The following is a 15671-nucleotide window of genomic DNA, read 5'->3' as shown; positions in this document are numbered from 1 at the left end:
CCCCTAGCCGAACGCACCATAGGCATGCGTCACCGACAGGCTGATCCCGTGCAGAATCCGGTCGATGTCATCCAGCGGCGCAATGATATCCTTGTGAATGCGATCATACCCGTAGCCAGCTTGGCTCTTGGTATCATTTCCGGCCTCGGTCAGGGCTTTCAGCGGCGTATCCTGATCGCGGGAGTGCGGGAAGATCTCACGCAGCAATTCCACCGCTTCCTTGATCCGCAATTCCGCAACCATTTCGACCAGGTCGCGGCTGCTCGCATCATGACGCTCCGACAGGCGGGGCAGGCCGCCGACAATGGAGAAGGCTTTCATGATCAGCGCTTGGCGCACGGCATGCAGAACGTGCAGGTCCAATCTGCCCTCATGGCGTTCTTCCAGTGAAGGAGAGGTCTTGAGTTGGGCCAGAAGACGGTCAAACTTTCCAAGGTCCACGGACAAATAGTTCGCGATCTGGTTCATCGAAACGGACGTCTCATTATTGCGCAGCGCGTAATAAACCCCGCGATAGGCATTCGCCTTGTCAGGGTCGGCCAGTTTCGAGTGTGCCACCCAGACGCCCGGATCATAAACGCGGGCATAGGCGCGTAGCGCGGGCAGGCTGGTCAAAAGCCGCGCGCGGGTCGCCAGCAGGATCAGGCCCTTCATGCGTGGGCTGTCATCAATCAGGTCAACCAGCCGCTCCATTTCGCGCTGCAGGGATGAGCCGATGCCAGCGGCCACATTCACTGGCATGCTGAGCTGTTGCAGCGTCGCATTGTGAGAGATCGCCCGCAGGGAGCGCGGGCCGACTGGTCCAGCGGCGCGGCGTTTCGGTCGCGAGCCCGCCTTTACCGTCAAGCCGCTGGAAAAGGCGCCCAGCAATCGACCATAGTCTGCATTGTCGAACAGGCGTTCCTGCCAGGCTCGCAGCGACCGGTAGAAATCCCAGACAAGGTCCGTGCGCGTATAGAATGGATCCTTGGTGCGGTCGGCCGGGTCAGACAGCGTGTGGCTGCACCAGGCGGCCATCGTCGTTTCGGCCAGCGCCGGGTTGGCGAAGTGAAGGAAGCCATCACCGCCCTGAAAACTGACCTCATGACGGAGCTGCAGGCCCCGTGCGCGGGCACCGCCACGGGTCCATGGTGTCAGCAGATGATCAAAGCGCTGCTCGAACGTACCCGGCCATGCGCCGCGGCCCATGCTTTCGCCATGCGTGTTGAAAATCAGGAGGTCGACATTTACGCCCTTGGCGGCCAGCGCCCGGGCGATCAGGTTGTGGATGCGCTCGATGGCCATGTCGGCGGCGACTTGTCCGATGAACCGTCCGGCATCGGAGAAACCCAACTGGATCGAAAGATAGCCGCGCTGTTGCACATAGGCGAGGAATTCCGGCTCTTCCAGCAAGCGCTCGATGAAGCGGCCGCCGGTCTCCAGCGCTTCCGGCGTTTCGAATAGCGGAGAGATATCGAGCTTGTCATCGACACCATATTGCCGCGCAAGGTACAGCGCGCCCATCACGGTGGCCGGATTCTCACTCTCGGCGATCAGGAAGCGGATGACCGAGCCGGAATCGATATGTTTCAGGATCTGTGCGCACATCATGAACTGACGTCGCGCCGTGGATTGTTCCAGGAACAGGTCGGCAAAGTTCACCTGAACCGGTTTGGACTTGCGGGCCTTTTGCGCCAGTTCAGCCAGGGCAAGACGACCAAGTTCCCGGTCTTCAGTCTGCAGGCCCAGATCGCGGTTGATCACCGTGCGCACCTGCGCTGCGTTCACCCGCAAGTGAATGCGCGCCGTGCCCAACTGCAGCGCTTCGACCTGCGCCCTGACCGCCATCAGGTCCGCAGCAAGGCTGTCTTCGGCTTCGGGAATGACGCTGTCCAGCACGTCGAGGATTTCAGACGCGTCCAGCACGTTTCGCTTGGAATGCTCGGTCAGCGCATTTGCCGCCGGCACCAGATTGTCCGGATCGGTCAGATCCGCCGCGAACAAGGCCGCATGGCGTGCGGTGTCTTCCGACGCGGTCTTCAGGCGCTGGGTCAGCTTGGCGATGGGGCCGATCTTCTGGCTGCCGCTGATGGATTCCAGCTGCGTTGCATAGCGATCGAGCTGGACCGCCTTTTCCGTCAGACGGAAGGTCAGCGATTGGGACCAGTGGATATCGGCGCGGCCATCAAGGTCATACCCGACCCAGCAGGCGAGCGTCGGAACGAAGATTTTCAGCGACCGCCATTCATCCGGGAAGGCCTTGCGTGAAAACGAAATCAGCACGGTTGCATAGGCCAGCTGCGCATTCGCCGCGTGAGCAATCGCGCCCTGCACTTCGTCATGCTCGCCCTGAAGGCTGATCTGCTGGTTCCATGCACGGGAATCGGCGCGGATCTGGCGCATCAGCATGTTGCGGCTGGTCTTTGTTGCGCTCACCACATGGTCGGCCAGCGCCGTGCGCAGATCTTTCGACAGGGCAAAGGTCGGGTGGCCAGTGAACACGATGCCGCCGGTCGCCTGTTCGACGCGCGCCTTGAATACGTCAAATCCTTGGGCGGCCAGTGTCTCCAATTCGTCGGTGAGGCTCGCCCAGGCATTCTTCGCCTTGCCGCCTGCATGCTGGGTGCGAAAGCGGTCCGCGCGCTCTTCAATCAGGTCCAGATGCACCTCGTCGGCCAGCTTCGACAGATCGGCCAGCTTGGCCTTTCCGGTTTCGAGGTCTCGGAACAGGGTCTGCGCCAGCGCGAAGACCGAATTGGTCAGAGGATCGATTTCAATCCGGGCGGCCTGTGTCCGCAGGAAGGATTGGGCGGTTTCGAGAGTCGTGGGGGATGTTGTCGTTGTCATGCCGCCAAAAAGACGGAAATTGACGTAAAGTCAAAGCCCTGCTGACGGCGACTGGAAATAAATCTGCGGATCGTCTCGCCGGACGCCTATCTGCGCCCGAAAAAGCGGATGACGCCGATCAGTCCCGCAATTGCCGAACCAAGCCCGCCGAGCAACACAAACAGGGGATTGGCCTGGTCCGCGAAGGCGATGGCGCGATTGATTCCGGAGACCTGTACGGTCACCGTGTCCCGGAAAGTGCGCAGCGGCACGACGGCGTCCTCGTCAATGGCATATATCTCGAAGACGAGGTCGTGGCTGCCGGCCGTTAACGGCAGCACCGACCAGCGCCAAACATTTTCGGTCAGCGGGGACAATGCCTGAACTTCCGGCGACATGGACACGATCTCGAAATTCGCGCCGCTGAGACGCGCTTCAACACGATCCGACACCAGCGCTTCGCCTTCAATCACATTGCCGCGGCCGGGCAGTGCGTCGACCGCGGTGTCATCGCCGGTGGAGTCGATGGCCAGCGTCACATCAAAAGCGCGCTTGTATTCGGCAGAACTTGGTGTTTCGTGCGCCACCGGCACGCTTTTCAGCGTTTCGACAAAGGATTCATTGGCCTGAGGCATCACATTCGCCGACCGGCTGGTCATTGGGGGCGCATCAAAGCCCGGCGAGGAGCCGACAGATTCCGGGAACACATCGCCACCCGGCAGATCCGCACCCAGACTGCGCGTGGGTCCTGCAGCAGGGGCGTCTCCCGGCGCTTCCATCATCATCTCTTCGCTTCGGAGGGGCTCCAGCTCAGCCAGTTCCTCTTCCAGCGCGGGCGGCATGGCCGTCTCTGCATAAGCCTCTTCGAAGGCCTCCTCGGTCGCCATCTCCTGAGGTGTGGCCGTTTCGACCATCTCGTCGCGTGGCGCATAGGTGTCCATCAGGACAGACCCGGCATAGCCCGCGGCCACGAGGCCACAGAGCAGAAGGATAATGGACAGCAGTCTCAGCATGGCGGTTCGCGCTCCGTCAGTTTTCCCCACAGCGTGGTTAATCCCTAGCAGAGCTTTATGACAGGGGGAAACGTTTACGGCTGCTTTCATAAAAGGCGACCGCGGCTGCGTTGGAGACGTTCAGGCTCTCCATTGCCGGGGCAATCGGGATGCGTGCGAGTTCGGCGCAAGCCTTGGCCACAGCGGGTCGAATGCCCGGGCCCTCGGCGCCAAGGACAATGGCGAGTTTCTGTGCCCCTTCGACCGCATCCGCGATCAGGCGTTTGCCTTCGCCAGCAAGGCCCACCGTATGGTATCCGGCCTCTCCCAGCTGCTCCAGCGCCCGAGCAATGTTGACCACGCGCGCCTCGCGAACGGTTTCGATCGCCCCCACAGCGGCCTTTGCCGCGACACCGGTCACATTCGGTGCATTGCGCGTTTGCAAGACCAGCCCGCCAAAGCCAAAGGCGGCCGCCGAGCGATAGACTGCGCCCAGATTGTGAGGGTCGGATACCTGATCCAGCACGGCAATATGGCTGATCCCGGCATCGATCAGGTCTTCAAGGGCGCCCGCTTCCAGCGGATCAACCTTCACGGCGATGCCCTGATGGACCGCGCCCTCGGGCAGGCGGGCATCAATGTCGCGCGCCGTCACCAGAACTGGCGCAATGGGTCCGGTGGCAGGCAGGCGCTGGGCGGCGTTTTCGGTGGCCAGCAATTCGTGACATTTGCGCGCGGGATTGGCCAGGGCAGCGACCACCGCATGCGTGCCCCAGATCCAGAGCGGACCGCCATCTGCGCCGCTGCCATCGCGCCCGGCGCCGGCGCGGCGCGGCGGTCGGGCAGGGCCGCGGCGTGGATTATCTGCGCCAGCGTGTGCTTTTCGCGGTTTAGAATGGTTGCGCGCCATTTCGGGTTTCCTTATAAGGCCGCTTCCGGTGTGGATCGGCGGTGCTTCGGCGCCTATGTGAAGCGCTGCTGCGACGGCGTCAAACGGCGTGTGGTCGCGGGTCCCGTGGAGGGGTGGCCGAGTGGTTAAAGGCAGCAGACTGTAAATCTGCCCGCATAGCGTACACAGGTTCGAATCCTGTCCCCTCCACCACCCGCACCAGATGGTGTAAGGTGTCTTCGCGAGGCCCTGACTGGGCGGGTATAGCATAATGGTAATGCACCAGCCTTCCAAGCTGTGTATGTCGGTTCGATTCCGTCTACCCGCTCCAGACAATGTTCCCATAGTATACAGCGCACTAGCGCATTTTCAGGCAAGCGATTTAGCGCGTCAGGCCACGCTGCCCGGGTGCTGGCAAAAGGGCTGCGCCAAGCGCCGCTTTTCCTGGGTTTTCCTATCCCGTTGACCGGGCGCGCCAAGGCGCAGTTGCGCGTTCAAATACGACAGTTTTACCGTTGACGGCTCGCGGATCAGCCTATACATCGGCGCCTTCCTACCCCGTGCCCAGATGGCGGAATTGGTAGACGCGCTACGTTCAGGTCGTAGTTCTCGCAAGGGAGTGGAGGTTCGAGTCCTCTTCTGGGCACCAGGTATTTCGGTTGGCCGTCCTGTGGGGCGGCCTTTTTTGTGGGGTCAGGGGGCGGCGGTCAGGTCGCGATAGGTCCCGGGGGTCTGGCCCGCCCAGCGCTTGAAGGCGCGGGTGAAGGCGCTCTGTTCGGAAAACCCTGTCAGGAAAGCCACTTCCGCAATGGAATAGCGCGTGTCGGCGAGAAAGCGCTCGGCCGTCTCGCGCCGCGCCTGGTCCACCAGGGCCTGGAAGGTCAGCCCCTGGTCCGACAGCCGGCGCTGCAGCGTCCGGGCACTCATGCCGAGATCCGAGGCAACTTGCGCCAGCGACGGAATGCCATCGGTCAGCACATCGGCAATCTGCAGCACGACCTGCCGGTCCAGCTGGCGATCCCCGGACTCGGCCGGCAGCATTCCCTCGGCCTGGGCGCTCAGGAATTTCCAGATGCTTTCGTCGCCGACCAGGTTCGGCTTGTCGAGCCGCTCGGCCGGGATGATCAGTGCGTCAATGTCTGCCCCGAAAGTGATCGGACAGCGAAAGTGTGCCTCCAGTAGCTCCCGCGAGCCGGCCGGTTCCGGGTGGCAGAACTGTACCGCGCCCGGTTTCGAATTCGGGCCGGTCGCCTCCCGGCACAGCGTGACATAGGTGGCCAGCGCGCCCTCGCTCGACAGGTCCAGGCCGAGGCGCGGCGTGTCCGGCCGCCGGTGCGTCCACCAGAATGTGTCGCCCTTGTCATACAGTTTGAACGTCGAGGCCGTATTGTAGGCGCGCGCATGGCGGTCCATCCGCAGGAAGGACTGGCGCAGCGTCGGTGCCGATTTCCAGGCCAGGCCCACAGCGCCGAAATCGGAGCAGGTGGCCGACATGCTGACGCCGAGCAGGAAGCGGATATCCGGTGTCTCGGTCTCGGCGATGGTTTCCAGCAAGCTGTAATAATTGGCGGCGTGGATCATGGCGGGCGGCGGGCCGGCCGATGGCGACGGGTCGAGTCCGGCCACACGGCACAACATGTCCCGATCCACCCGGTCGCTGAGCCGCTCAATGATCCTCAATACGAAGACGGTTGAAACTGTTGCCATCTCCCGCGCGCTCCCCGCTTTGGCCTTCCCGCCAAGGGCGCGATCCCCATCGCACCTCACGCTTTCACATTGCGCCAAAGGGATTGTCGCGTCCAGTCAACAGGATGTCGCGACCGGTCAATACGCTCATCGTCGCCCCTCATACGATGAGTACAGATCAGCTCAGGGTGACGCTCCAGACCGGGAGTATCTCCCCGCCGGGCTGGCAAACTGGACCACCAGACCCAACAGCCGCGAGGAAAAAAGACCAATGTTGAATTCACCCAGTACGCCACAAGCGCTTCTCAAGTTCATCGCGACGGCTACGGCTGTCATTGCCCTGATCGGCGTTGCAGCCGAAGCTGAGAGCCAAGGCGCCCGCCCGGCGTCGGCCAAGATGCCGCCGGTCAATGATGGCTTGCCCATGCCAGGATTTGTGGTGACCACGGATGGTACGGCCATCGTTGTCACCGATCCGCAAAATGATTTCCTGTCTCCTGACGGCGTCACTTGGGGCGTGGTCGGGCAAAGCATCACAGAGAACGGCACCGTCGAAAATATCGGCGATCTGTTCGCGGTTGCCGAGCAAACCGGCATGCCCGTATTTGTCTCTCCGCATTACTATTATGAGCACGATCATGAGTGGCTCTTCGAGGGCACGCTCGAGACCTTGATGCAACGACGGCATGTTCGACCGTCCATCCGCCTTGAACCTTGAAGGATTCGAAGGGTCTGGTGCTGACTGGCTGGACCAGTACAAGCCCTATATCGAGAATGGCGAGACGGTGGTGACCAGCCCGCACAAAGTCTATGGCCCGGATAGCAATGACCTTGCGCTCCAGCTGCGTAAAGCCGGCATCAACAAGGTCATTCTTGCAGGAATGTCATCAAATCTGTGCACGGAGTCCCACATGCGCAGCCTGATCGAATCAGGTTTCGAGGTCATGGTTGTGACTGATGCAACGGCCGGAGCCATCACAGAGCACTACAACGGCTATGACGCATCCCTCACCAATTTTCGAATGATTGCCAGTGCCGTTGATAACACCGCCAACACGGTGAAGGCGATCAGATCCGCCTACAAGAAATAAGCTTCGGAGCCATCTTTCCTGCGCCCTCTCCCCGGATGGCTCCCTTGGCGCCCAGTTGAACTCACCCACCCACACCCATCAGCTGGGCGCCCTCTTGTTTCGTCGGCGGATATTTGCGGGCCTCCCGCCGCCCGAAAATGCGTACTCCTGCGCGCAGCCCCTGAACGATCGGCCTGTTCCGCCAGATGACTGGCATTCACCCCTCAAGGATATCTGACATGACCAAGAAACTTTATCTCACCGGTATGGCCATCGCGATTGCGATGTCGGCCTCAATGCCCGCTTTTGCAGAAGACGAATACAATGTGTCGAACGGCGTAACGACAGCGGGCGTTCCCCTGGGCCTGCACGGCGTCGACGCAGTCGCCCTGACCACCTATAACGCAGTCGCCGAAGGCGACGCCGCGCATACGGTTGTTGAAGATGGCGTGGCCTACTATTTCGCGTCTGCGGAATCGGCTCGCAAATTCAAGACTGATCCGGTGCGCTTTGCCCCGCAATATGGTGGCTTCTGCGCTTATGCTGTCGCCCTTGGCAAGAAGTTCGACGGTGATCCTCACTATGCAGACATTGTCGATGGCAAGCTCTACCTGTTCGTGAACGCAGACGTCTTTGAAAAATACAAGAAAGATAAGGTGAAGATTCTCAAACGCGCTGAAAAGACCTGGCCATCCATCCAGCACAAGGCTGTTGGTGATCTCTGATCCTTTCATTGGCGGCCGGGCGGTGCGTCCGGCCGCATTCTTCCCTTCAGATATTGCAGGAGCCCCATATGCGCCCCCCTTTACCTCCTTTCACAGTGCAAACGGCTATCGAGAAAGTTCGCCTCGCCGAAGATGCGTGGAACGGGCAGGATCCCGAGAAAGTGTCGCTGGCCTATACCGAGGATAGTATCTGGCGAAACCGCGACCTCTTCATCAATGGTCGCGCCGAAATCGTCAGTTTCCTGACTGCCAAGTGGCGGCGAGAGATCCAGTATCGATTGATCAAGGAGTTGTTCGCCTTTTCTGACAACCGGATTGCTGTGCGATATGCGTACGAATTTCACGATCGCACCGGTCAATGGTACCGGGCATATGGCAACGAGAATTGGGAGTTCAGCGAGTCTGGCTTGATGCAACGACGGCATGCCAGCATCAACAACCTTCCTATCTCGGCAGGTGAAAGAAAGTTCCGCTGGCTGATGGGCCGTCGTCCTGACGATTATCCCGGCCTCAGCGAGTTGGGGCTGTAGGGTAGGCACCGAAGCCGCCCTAATCCCCGACGATCACCAGTGTCAGGCGGTCTGTGTACTTGCCAGCGGGGGCGTGAGTGGTGTCGGGGCGGATCAGTATGCCCCGCCGGTGTTGCGAGCTGGCAGCACCCTTGACCAGTGCGGTCTCTGCGCTCGGCGCAGGCGCCACCAGCTTGCCATCGATGCGCAAGTCATAGGCGATTCCCGTGGGCGTGAACTCGTGACGCAGCTCTCCGCCATTCTGTGACAGAAGATAGATGGGGTAGAGCGTGTTGGCGTCCACAGCGAAATCGACCGATTTTTTCAGACCTTCCTCATGGGACCAAAATCGAGCGGCCAGTGCATGTCTAGTGCATTGTCTGAACTCTGCTTCAATCGTTTGTATTGTGAGTATCTATGTTTCCAAGCATGTTCAGCGCGCTGATGAGAGCGTCCCATTGCGCTGCCCCAAGCTTTGCCTTGAGCGCCGTTTGGGCATCATTCCATCGGGTGACGATGTCGGTCAGCAAGGCACGTCCCTGATCGGTCAGGCGGACATGGCGCGCGCGCAGGCCCTCTGGCGTGAAGGTTTCGACCTGGCCTGTACGTTCAAGCGCCGCGATGTTTCTGACCATGGTTGTGCGCTCGGTGCGCATGCGCGCTGCGAAATCGGCGACGGAGGTATCTTGCAGATAGTAGAGCTGCATCAAAAGAGAGGCCTGTCCGGGAGCGATGCCGGCTCCGTCCAGATAGGCACCGTAATGACGGGCAAGCGCGCGATTTGCGGCGCGTGCCGCCTCAGCCATGCACACGTGAGGGCTGTGGCGGAGGTCTTCCAACAGCGGGATCTTGTCTGTCTTGTCCGTCAGCATGACGCGTGTCCTGCACTGATTTTCTAGGTCGTCGACGATTGGGGGATTTACCGCGACGCCATTAAGTGTGCATATACACATAACTTGAATGAGAAGACCAGAGGTCAAGAAGGAGGCGCGACATGGCGCATTTGGACAAAAGCGTCGCGATTGTGGGGGCAGGCGACTATATTGGCTCGGCCATTGCGAAAAAATTCGCGTCTGAGGGGTATTTGGTCGTGGCAGGCCGGCGCAATGGCGACAAGCTTGAGCCTCTGGTCGCCGAGATAGAGGCGGCCGGTGGCAGGATCTCAGCCCGATCTCTGGATGCGCGCGAACCAGAAGATGTCACCGCTTTCCTTGCCGAAGCGGACGCGTTGGCACCGCTCGCCCTTACCATTTTCAATGTGGGGGCCAATGTGAATTTTCCCATACTTGAGACGACGGATCGCGTGTTCCGCAAGGTCTGGGAGATGGCCTGCTTCGCCGGCTTCGTGACGGGGCGCGAATCTGCGCGGCTGATGCTTGAGCATGGGGAGGGCAAGATCTTCTTTACCGGTGCAACCGCAGGGCGACGCGGGGGGAATGGCTACGCCGCCTTTGCCGCGGCCAAGTTCGGATTGCGCGCCGTTGCCGAATCCATGGCGCGCGAACTTTGGCCCCGGCATATCCACGTGGCCCATCTCATCATTGACGCTGGCGTCGATACCGAATGGGTGCGCGAACGGATCAGGCAGGCAGGTGGGCCGGACAACCCGCCGGGCCTGATGCCACCCGAAGCCATCGCGGATGCCTATTGGCAATTGTTCCAACAACCGGAAACAGCCTGGACCTTCGAACAGGAAATCCGTCCCTATGGGGAGACATGGTGATGCGTGATGTGAGCGTTGAATTCCATTTCGATTTCGGCAGCCCGAATGCTTATCTCAGCCACAAGGTGATTCCGGACGTGGAGGCGCGCACCGGAGTGAGCTTCACCTATGTGCCGGTTCTGCTGGGCGGTGTGTTCAAGGCGACAGGCAATCAGTCCCCGGTGATGGCGTTTGCGGGTATTCGAAACAAACCGGAATATGAGCGGCTCGAAATGATGCGGTTCATCGAGCGGCATGGCCTGACCCAGGCTTTCGCGATGAACCCGCATTTTCCGGTCAACACGCTGGCGATCATGCGCGGCGCCGTGGCGGCGCAGCATCTGGACGTGTTCAAGCCCTATGTGAACGCGATCTACGCTGCGATGTGGCAGGGCGCGCAAAAGATGGATGATCCTGAAACGATCGGACGGGTTCTGGCCGCAGCGGATTTGCCCGCAGACGCCTTGATGGCCAAGGCGCAGGATTCCGAGATCAAGCAGGAATTGGTGGACAACACCACGGCCTCCGTCGAGCGCGGCAATTTCGGCTCACCCACCTTCTTCGTGAAGGAGAGGATGTGGTTCGGCAAGGACAGGTTGCGCGACGTGGAAGAGGCCATCCTCGCTGCCAGGGCTGCCTGACAGGCCCTGTGCATCGCAAACGAAAAAGCCCGCTCTCCAATGCGCCGGAGGGCGGGCTTTCGTGACTCTGGGGTAACGCTCAGACTTAGTCGAGGCCGAGGGCGGATTCGATCAGGGACCAGTCGACCAGCTTGAAGTTCTGGTCGACGCCGGAGGCCGGATTGCCATCATCCTGAACGACGAGAATGCCTTTCGGGAAGCCCGGCAGCGCCGCAGAGCTGACATCCAGACCATCCGTATGCGTTACAGCGTCGATGGAGCCGTCGGCATTGGCCGTTACGGTGAAGACGCCGCGCGGCGCATGAGGGGCTTTCAGGTCATAGACGACAAACCGGTCTGCGGCCTGGGACGACGCAACAAGGTAACCCGCGCCATCTGCACCGGCCCAGATGTCCATGCCTTCAACATCGGCGACCAGGCCATTCTGTGCGGCGATCGTGTCGACGCTGACCGGGGCGGCAGACCAGTCATTCAGGTCGAGTTTCCAGATGCCGTGCTCTTCCTCACCGAGAAAGACCTGACCATTGGCTTCGTCAAATACACAGCCTTCCAGTTGAAGCTGGCCGAACTGGCCAACCTGGATTTCAGCGACCAGCTCCGGACCTTCACTCATCTTGTCGGTCTGGACAGACCAGACCTGGGCCATGCCGTCCTTATAAGTGGGCATTGCGTAATAGGTAGTGCCGACCTGACCAGCACAGATGCCATAGGGTTCGTCTTTCTGTGTTGGCGTGTCGCCAACATGGCTGACCGTGGCGGTGACCGGGTCGATGGCAAACCAGCTGATGGAATTGGTTTCGTCATTCGAGGCGACAGCGACATCGCCGCGCAGGTCGACATTGTTGACGCGGCCGACATCAAGGAATTGAAGCTCTTCGCCTGCGAGATTGTAGACGTGGAGGCCTTCATCCTTGTTGGTGCCGAGCACCAGGCTGTCAGCCGGGTTTGCGACATTCACCCAGACAGCCGGATCGTCCGCCTTGTCGCCTGTGCCTGTCATGGGCGCCGTTTCGATAGATGCCGGGATGGGCGCAGTGTCGATGGCGTAAATCTGCTGGGCAGGCTCTGTGGCGCAGGCAGACAGAAGCAGGGCGGCGAGGGGAATATAGCGTTTCATGAACACTCCTCAGGGGCTGGGACAAACAGGGTTCGGGTCGGTATTCCCTGCGTCCGGCGCAAGATCAAGACGCGCGGGCGAGTTTTCACAAATGTGCCATGATGCGCGTCTGTCGGACATGAAAAAAGCAGGCCAATTGGCCTGCTTTTCCCGGATAGTGATCTTGTCGAACTTGGCTCAGGTGCCTTGACCTGGCGCCGGGGTCCGCAATGCACCGCGCTGGGCTTCACCAGCCATTTTCTCACCTTGAGCCTCATGACGGGCCCACTGTTCTGCAGTCATGCAGATCTTGCCAGGATAGACTTTGCCCGGGATCGCTACGCGCTCACAGATCATGTTCTCGTCATTGGACGCATCGGCGACCGAGTAGCCCTCTTTCTTTTTGAGGGCGCAGCCGGATACCGCGATCAGGGCGGCCAGAGCCAGAATTGGTGCTTTCATGAAAAATTCTCCCGCTAATTGTATCCTTCTAGCAGGAAAAACACCGGGTGCACCCCCTAACGCAAGGAAAATGTACCCAAACGATTGCAGATGCACAGGTTTTTGGCTGAGTGCCATGCGTTCAAACAAAACCGGGCGAGGATCGCTCCCCGCCCGGCTTTCGGTAAGTCTCGTCAACCCAGCCTAGTAGGTCAGGCGGGCACCGATGACATAGCGGGCACCATATTCGTCATACTGAGACAAACGGCTTTCTGCGCCGTGATAATAGTATTCCGGCTCGTCGGTGAGGTTCTTGCCTTCGACATAGATCTGGAGGTTGTCGTTGACGTCGTATTTGGCTGACGCTTCGACGCTGAGGTGATCGCTGGTGTAGCGGTCCAGATCGGCGCCGAACAGCTCGTCGAGATAGTCATCGCGGAAATTGGCCGAGATGCGCAGATCCCACGGGCCCTTGTCGTAGCCGATGGAGGCGTTCCAGATGAGGTCGTTCTGCTTGAGCAGCGGCACGTCGCGGGTCTGGGCCACATCCTCTTCGTCCGGGACGGACGCTTCGGATTCAACGATGGTGACATTGGCGGAGGCGAGGAAGCCTTCCCAGAAGCCGCCCAGGAAGTCGAGCTGCTGGACATAGTTGAGTTCGAGGCCCTGCACCGTGGCGGTCTCGCCATTGATGTAGGTGGCGACTTCTTCGATGTCCGCACCGGCATCGCCAAGGAAGCCCAGATCGATGGAGCCTGGCAGCTGGTCAATGTCATAGGTGGCGCCGAAGATCGGGTTGCGGATGTCCTTGTAGAACAAGCCAGCCGACAGGACCGACAGCTTGGTCGGGTAGTATTCGATCGACAGGTCAAAATTGTTGGCCTCGTACGGGTCGAGATTGGGGTTACCCATTTCGACTTCGTCGCGGTCATCATTCAAGGCAGCTGTCGGGCGCATCTCACCGAAGGCCGGGCGGACCAGCGAAGCGTAATAGGCTGCGCGGCCGACGACATTTTCGGAGAAGGCATATTTCAGGTTCAGGCTCGGCAGGACGTGGACATATTCATCGTCGAACTGGCGTGTGCCGACCTGGTCTGGATCGCCACCCTCATAGAAGACATTGCCCGTGGTTGATACGTCGGTGGCTTCGATACGCGCCCCGGCAACGACGGTCAGGTCGTTGATCTGGAAGGTGCCCATGCCGTAGCCGGCGATGATCATCTCGTCGATTGTGTAGTCACCGGCGAGGCTGTCGAAATTCGTACCGTCTTCGTCCAGCTCATCGGCGGTGAAGGTTCCGCGCAGGGCCCGGGTCAGGCCAGCGCTCGGCCATTCGAACATCGGGTTGTTCATGCGCCAGCCGGAAATCTGGCTGTTGGCATTGATGTAATCGGTCAGGGCGACATCGTCGCGTTCCCAGATGAAGAGGTTCTCGTCACGGACCTTTTCGCGGTCGCGGACCTTCACACCCATTTTCCAGGTCACGGGCGTATTGCCGAGGACGGTGTCATTGGTCAGGTCGAGCTTGTAGGCCCATTCAGTGTCTTCGTTGACCGTGAACTCCTGCTCGTAGGCGTCCATTTCATAACTGGCCGGGTCATACAGGAAATCGATGCCCGTGCCGGAGAGCTTCGGTTTCTGCGGGTCGGAGTTGTCCCACACGACGATGCCATCGCCTTCCATGTCGTCGGAGCGGAAGGCTACGTCGTGATTGTTGGAATCGTCTTCTTCGGCATAGGCGTAGGACACTTCGTAATCGACGGTCCAGTTGCCGGCGAAAGTCTTGCCGCCCAGCGCATAGGTCTGGATCTTGCGGGTCTCTTCGCGCTGGCGGACTTCGACGTCTGCTTCGGCGAAGTTGAAGTTGTAGAGGTTGCCGTCAACGCTAACACCTTCTTCGGCGAGGTCGCGGAACTCGAACTTGTTGCGGACTTCGTCGTCCGTGTACTCGTTGACCAATGTGCGCAGGTAGAGCTCAGTGTTCTCGGTCATGCGGTAGTCGACATTGAAGACGAGGCCGACACGCTCGCGCGTCAGGTCGTACCAGCGCATTTCATAATCATCGTTCGGAATGAAAGCGTTCAGGTCGTCGTCGAAGCCCCAGCCGCCGGTTTCGTTGTTATGGGCCTGAATGCCGAGGCTCTGATAGTTGATGGAGGCCGCAACGCCGAGCTTGTCGCCAAACACGTTGGAATAGGTCAGCGTGGCTTTCGGGGAGACGTCTTCGGTCAGCTCATTGTAGGAGCCTTCGACCTTGGCGCGGATGAACTGGCCGTCGCGGTCAAAGGCGGAGATGGTCTTGAGGTTGATGACGCCGCCGATTGTGTCGGCATCGACATCCGGGGTCAGGGATTTCTGGACTTCGATACCGTCCAGAAGGTCAGATGGCACACCATCCAGCAAGACGCCGCGGCGATCTTCCGGAGACGGCGTGCGCACGCCGTTGATGGTGGCTGAGATCAGGTCAGAGTTGATGCCGCGGATCGAGACATAGCGGCCTTCGCCCTGGTCATTCTCGATGGACAGGCCAGCCACGCGGGCGAGCGAGTCCGCCACGGTCGTGTCGGGGAAGTTGCCGAGGCCGTCGGAGTCGATGACGCTGATGATGGCATCGGAGGCGCGCTGCTGGTTGATCGCACCGGCCTGGGCCGCGGCCGAGCCGACAACGAGAATGTTGTCGAGATAGCGCACATCGCCGCCAAGCTGGATGCTGAAATCGGTGTCGCCAGAGATCGACACTGTGTCGGTGACCATGTCCGCGCCGACATAGGAGACGCTGACCGTGTAGTCGCCGGCCGGGACACTGGTGAAGCGATACTTGCCGAACCGGTCGGACGAGGCGGTACGGCCCAGTTCCTCGATCGTGACAATCGCGCCCTGCAGCGCAGCTTCGCCGGACGCATCGGTCACGGTCCCTTTCAGGATGTCGGCGGCAGCAGCCTGCGCCATCACAGCAGTGGCAGCTCCGATCAGGAGGAGCTTGCGGGAAGTAAAGGTCATGGGAGGTCGTCCTTGCTCTGGGAATCCGTATTAAGAAGTCTACGCTTCGAAAACTGCGGCCCCGTCCCACGCCAGAGTTACGGCTGGATGACAGATGCGTAATGTTTTTATGACG

At 60.2% G+C, this 15671-nt stretch carries 13 protein-coding genes, 3 tRNA genes and 1 pseudogene; 8 read left to right on the top strand and 9 right to left on the bottom strand.

Annotation, left to right across the window (positions count from 1 at the left end; all coding sequences use genetic code 11):
* Nucleotides 1-3: 3 nt before the first annotated feature.
* The 3 genes from B2344_RS03735 to B2344_RS03725 form a co-directional block, all read right to left on the bottom strand.
* Nucleotides 4-2826 (bottom strand): phosphoenolpyruvate carboxylase, encoded by a 2823-nt coding sequence (locus tag B2344_RS03735; RefSeq protein ID WP_290484691.1) that lies wholly within the window; start codon nucleotides 2824-2826, stop codon nucleotides 4-6.
* Nucleotides 2827-2912: 86 nt separating this feature from the next.
* Nucleotides 2913-3818, bottom strand: coding sequence for a hypothetical protein (locus tag B2344_RS03730; RefSeq protein WP_290484690.1), 906 nt, complete (start codon nucleotides 3816-3818; stop codon nucleotides 2913-2915).
* 55 nt (nucleotides 3819-3873) lie between these two features.
* The gene (locus tag B2344_RS03725) at nucleotides 3874-4707 is read right to left on the bottom strand and encodes a TrmH family RNA methyltransferase (RefSeq protein WP_290484689.1); all 834 of its coding nucleotides are present in this window, start codon (nucleotides 4705-4707) and stop codon (nucleotides 3874-3876) included.
* A gap of 107 nt (nucleotides 4708-4814) precedes the next feature.
* Between B2344_RS03725 and B2344_RS03720 the strand changes: the two genes are divergently transcribed.
* The 3 genes from B2344_RS03720 (at nucleotide 4815) to B2344_RS03710 (ending at nucleotide 5335) form a co-directional block, all read left to right on the top strand.
* Nucleotides 4815-4899, top strand: a tRNA-Tyr gene (locus B2344_RS03720).
* Nucleotides 4900-4943: 44 nt separating this feature from the next.
* Nucleotides 4944-5017: transfer RNA gene (locus B2344_RS03715), tRNA-Gly, on the top strand.
* Nucleotides 5018-5248: 231 nt separating this feature from the next.
* Nucleotides 5249-5335: transfer RNA gene (locus tag B2344_RS03710), tRNA-Leu, on the top strand.
* 44 nt (nucleotides 5336-5379) lie between these two features.
* Here the strand turns inward: B2344_RS03710 and B2344_RS03705 are convergent.
* Nucleotides 5380-6393 carry an AraC family transcriptional regulator gene (locus B2344_RS03705; protein ID WP_290484688.1) on the bottom strand — a complete coding sequence of 338 codons (1014 nt, stop codon included), beginning with the start codon at nucleotides 6391-6393 and terminating at the stop codon, nucleotides 5380-5382.
* Nucleotides 6394-6769: 376 nt separating this feature from the next.
* Between B2344_RS03705 and B2344_RS15945 the strand changes: the two are divergent.
* The 3 genes and pseudogenes from B2344_RS15945 (at nucleotide 6770) to B2344_RS03685 (ending at nucleotide 8697) form a co-directional block, all read left to right on the top strand.
* A pseudogene (locus tag B2344_RS15945) lies at nucleotides 6770-7463 on the top strand (cysteine hydrolase).
* A 218-nt stretch (nucleotides 7464-7681) separates the two neighbouring features.
* Nucleotides 7682-8167, top strand: coding sequence for a YHS domain-containing (seleno)protein (locus tag B2344_RS03690; RefSeq protein ID WP_290481587.1), 486 nt, complete (start codon nucleotides 7682-7684; stop codon nucleotides 8165-8167).
* A gap of 68 nt (nucleotides 8168-8235) precedes the next feature.
* Nucleotides 8236-8697: a DUF1348 family protein gene (locus B2344_RS03685; protein ID WP_206991033.1), complete on the top strand. Its 462-nt coding sequence runs from the start codon at nucleotides 8236-8238 to the stop codon at nucleotides 8695-8697.
* A 19-nt stretch (nucleotides 8698-8716) separates the two neighbouring features.
* Here the strand turns inward: B2344_RS03685 and B2344_RS03680 are convergent, their stop codons facing one another.
* Together B2344_RS03680 and B2344_RS03675 are read right to left on the bottom strand one after the other, a co-directional pair.
* Nucleotides 8717-8980, bottom strand: a complete 264-nt coding sequence (locus B2344_RS03680; protein WP_290482235.1) for a hypothetical protein — start codon at nucleotides 8978-8980, stop codon at nucleotides 8717-8719.
* 88 nt (nucleotides 8981-9068) lie between these two features.
* Nucleotides 9069-9548 (bottom strand): MarR family winged helix-turn-helix transcriptional regulator, encoded by a 480-nt coding sequence (locus tag B2344_RS03675; RefSeq protein WP_206991031.1) that lies wholly within the window; start codon nucleotides 9546-9548, stop codon nucleotides 9069-9071.
* A gap of 122 nt (nucleotides 9549-9670) precedes the next feature.
* Here B2344_RS03675 and B2344_RS03670 point away from each other — a divergent pair, with 122 nt between their 5' ends.
* Together B2344_RS03670 and B2344_RS03665 are read left to right on the top strand one after the other, a co-directional pair.
* A complete protein-coding gene (locus B2344_RS03670; RefSeq protein WP_206991030.1) occupies nucleotides 9671-10399 on the top strand; it encodes an SDR family NAD(P)-dependent oxidoreductase in 729 nt (242 codons plus the stop codon).
* Nucleotides 10399-11019, top strand: a complete 621-nt coding sequence (locus tag B2344_RS03665) for a 2-hydroxychromene-2-carboxylate isomerase (RefSeq protein WP_290484687.1) — start codon at nucleotides 10399-10401, stop codon at nucleotides 11017-11019. Before B2344_RS03670 ends, B2344_RS03665 begins: the two co-directional genes overlap by 1 nt.
* An 85-nt stretch (nucleotides 11020-11104) precedes the next feature.
* On the opposite strand, the gene B2344_RS03660 is transcribed toward B2344_RS03665, so the two are convergent.
* From B2344_RS03660 to B2344_RS03650, 3 genes are all read right to left on the bottom strand, one after another.
* Entirely contained in the window at nucleotides 11105-12136 is a 1032-nt protein-coding gene (locus B2344_RS03660; RefSeq protein ID WP_206991027.1) for a phytase, read from the bottom strand.
* Between the two features lie 177 nt (nucleotides 12137-12313).
* Nucleotides 12314-12577, bottom strand: coding sequence for a hypothetical protein (locus tag B2344_RS03655; RefSeq protein ID WP_206991026.1), 264 nt, complete (start codon nucleotides 12575-12577; stop codon nucleotides 12314-12316).
* 183 nt (nucleotides 12578-12760) lie between these two features.
* Nucleotides 12761-15556 (bottom strand): TonB-dependent receptor, encoded by a 2796-nt coding sequence (locus tag B2344_RS03650; RefSeq protein WP_290479713.1) that lies wholly within the window; start codon nucleotides 15554-15556, stop codon nucleotides 12761-12763.
* Nucleotides 15557-15671: the final 115 nt, after the last annotated feature.

Origin of the sequence: Hyphomonas sp. UBA3195, assembly GCF_002366485.1 — a bacterium.
GTDB lineage: Bacteria > Pseudomonadota > Alphaproteobacteria > Caulobacterales > Hyphomonadaceae > Hyphomonas.
The sequence above is the reverse complement of the archived record's forward strand: the minus strand, read 5'-3'. Positions and strand labels throughout refer to the sequence as shown.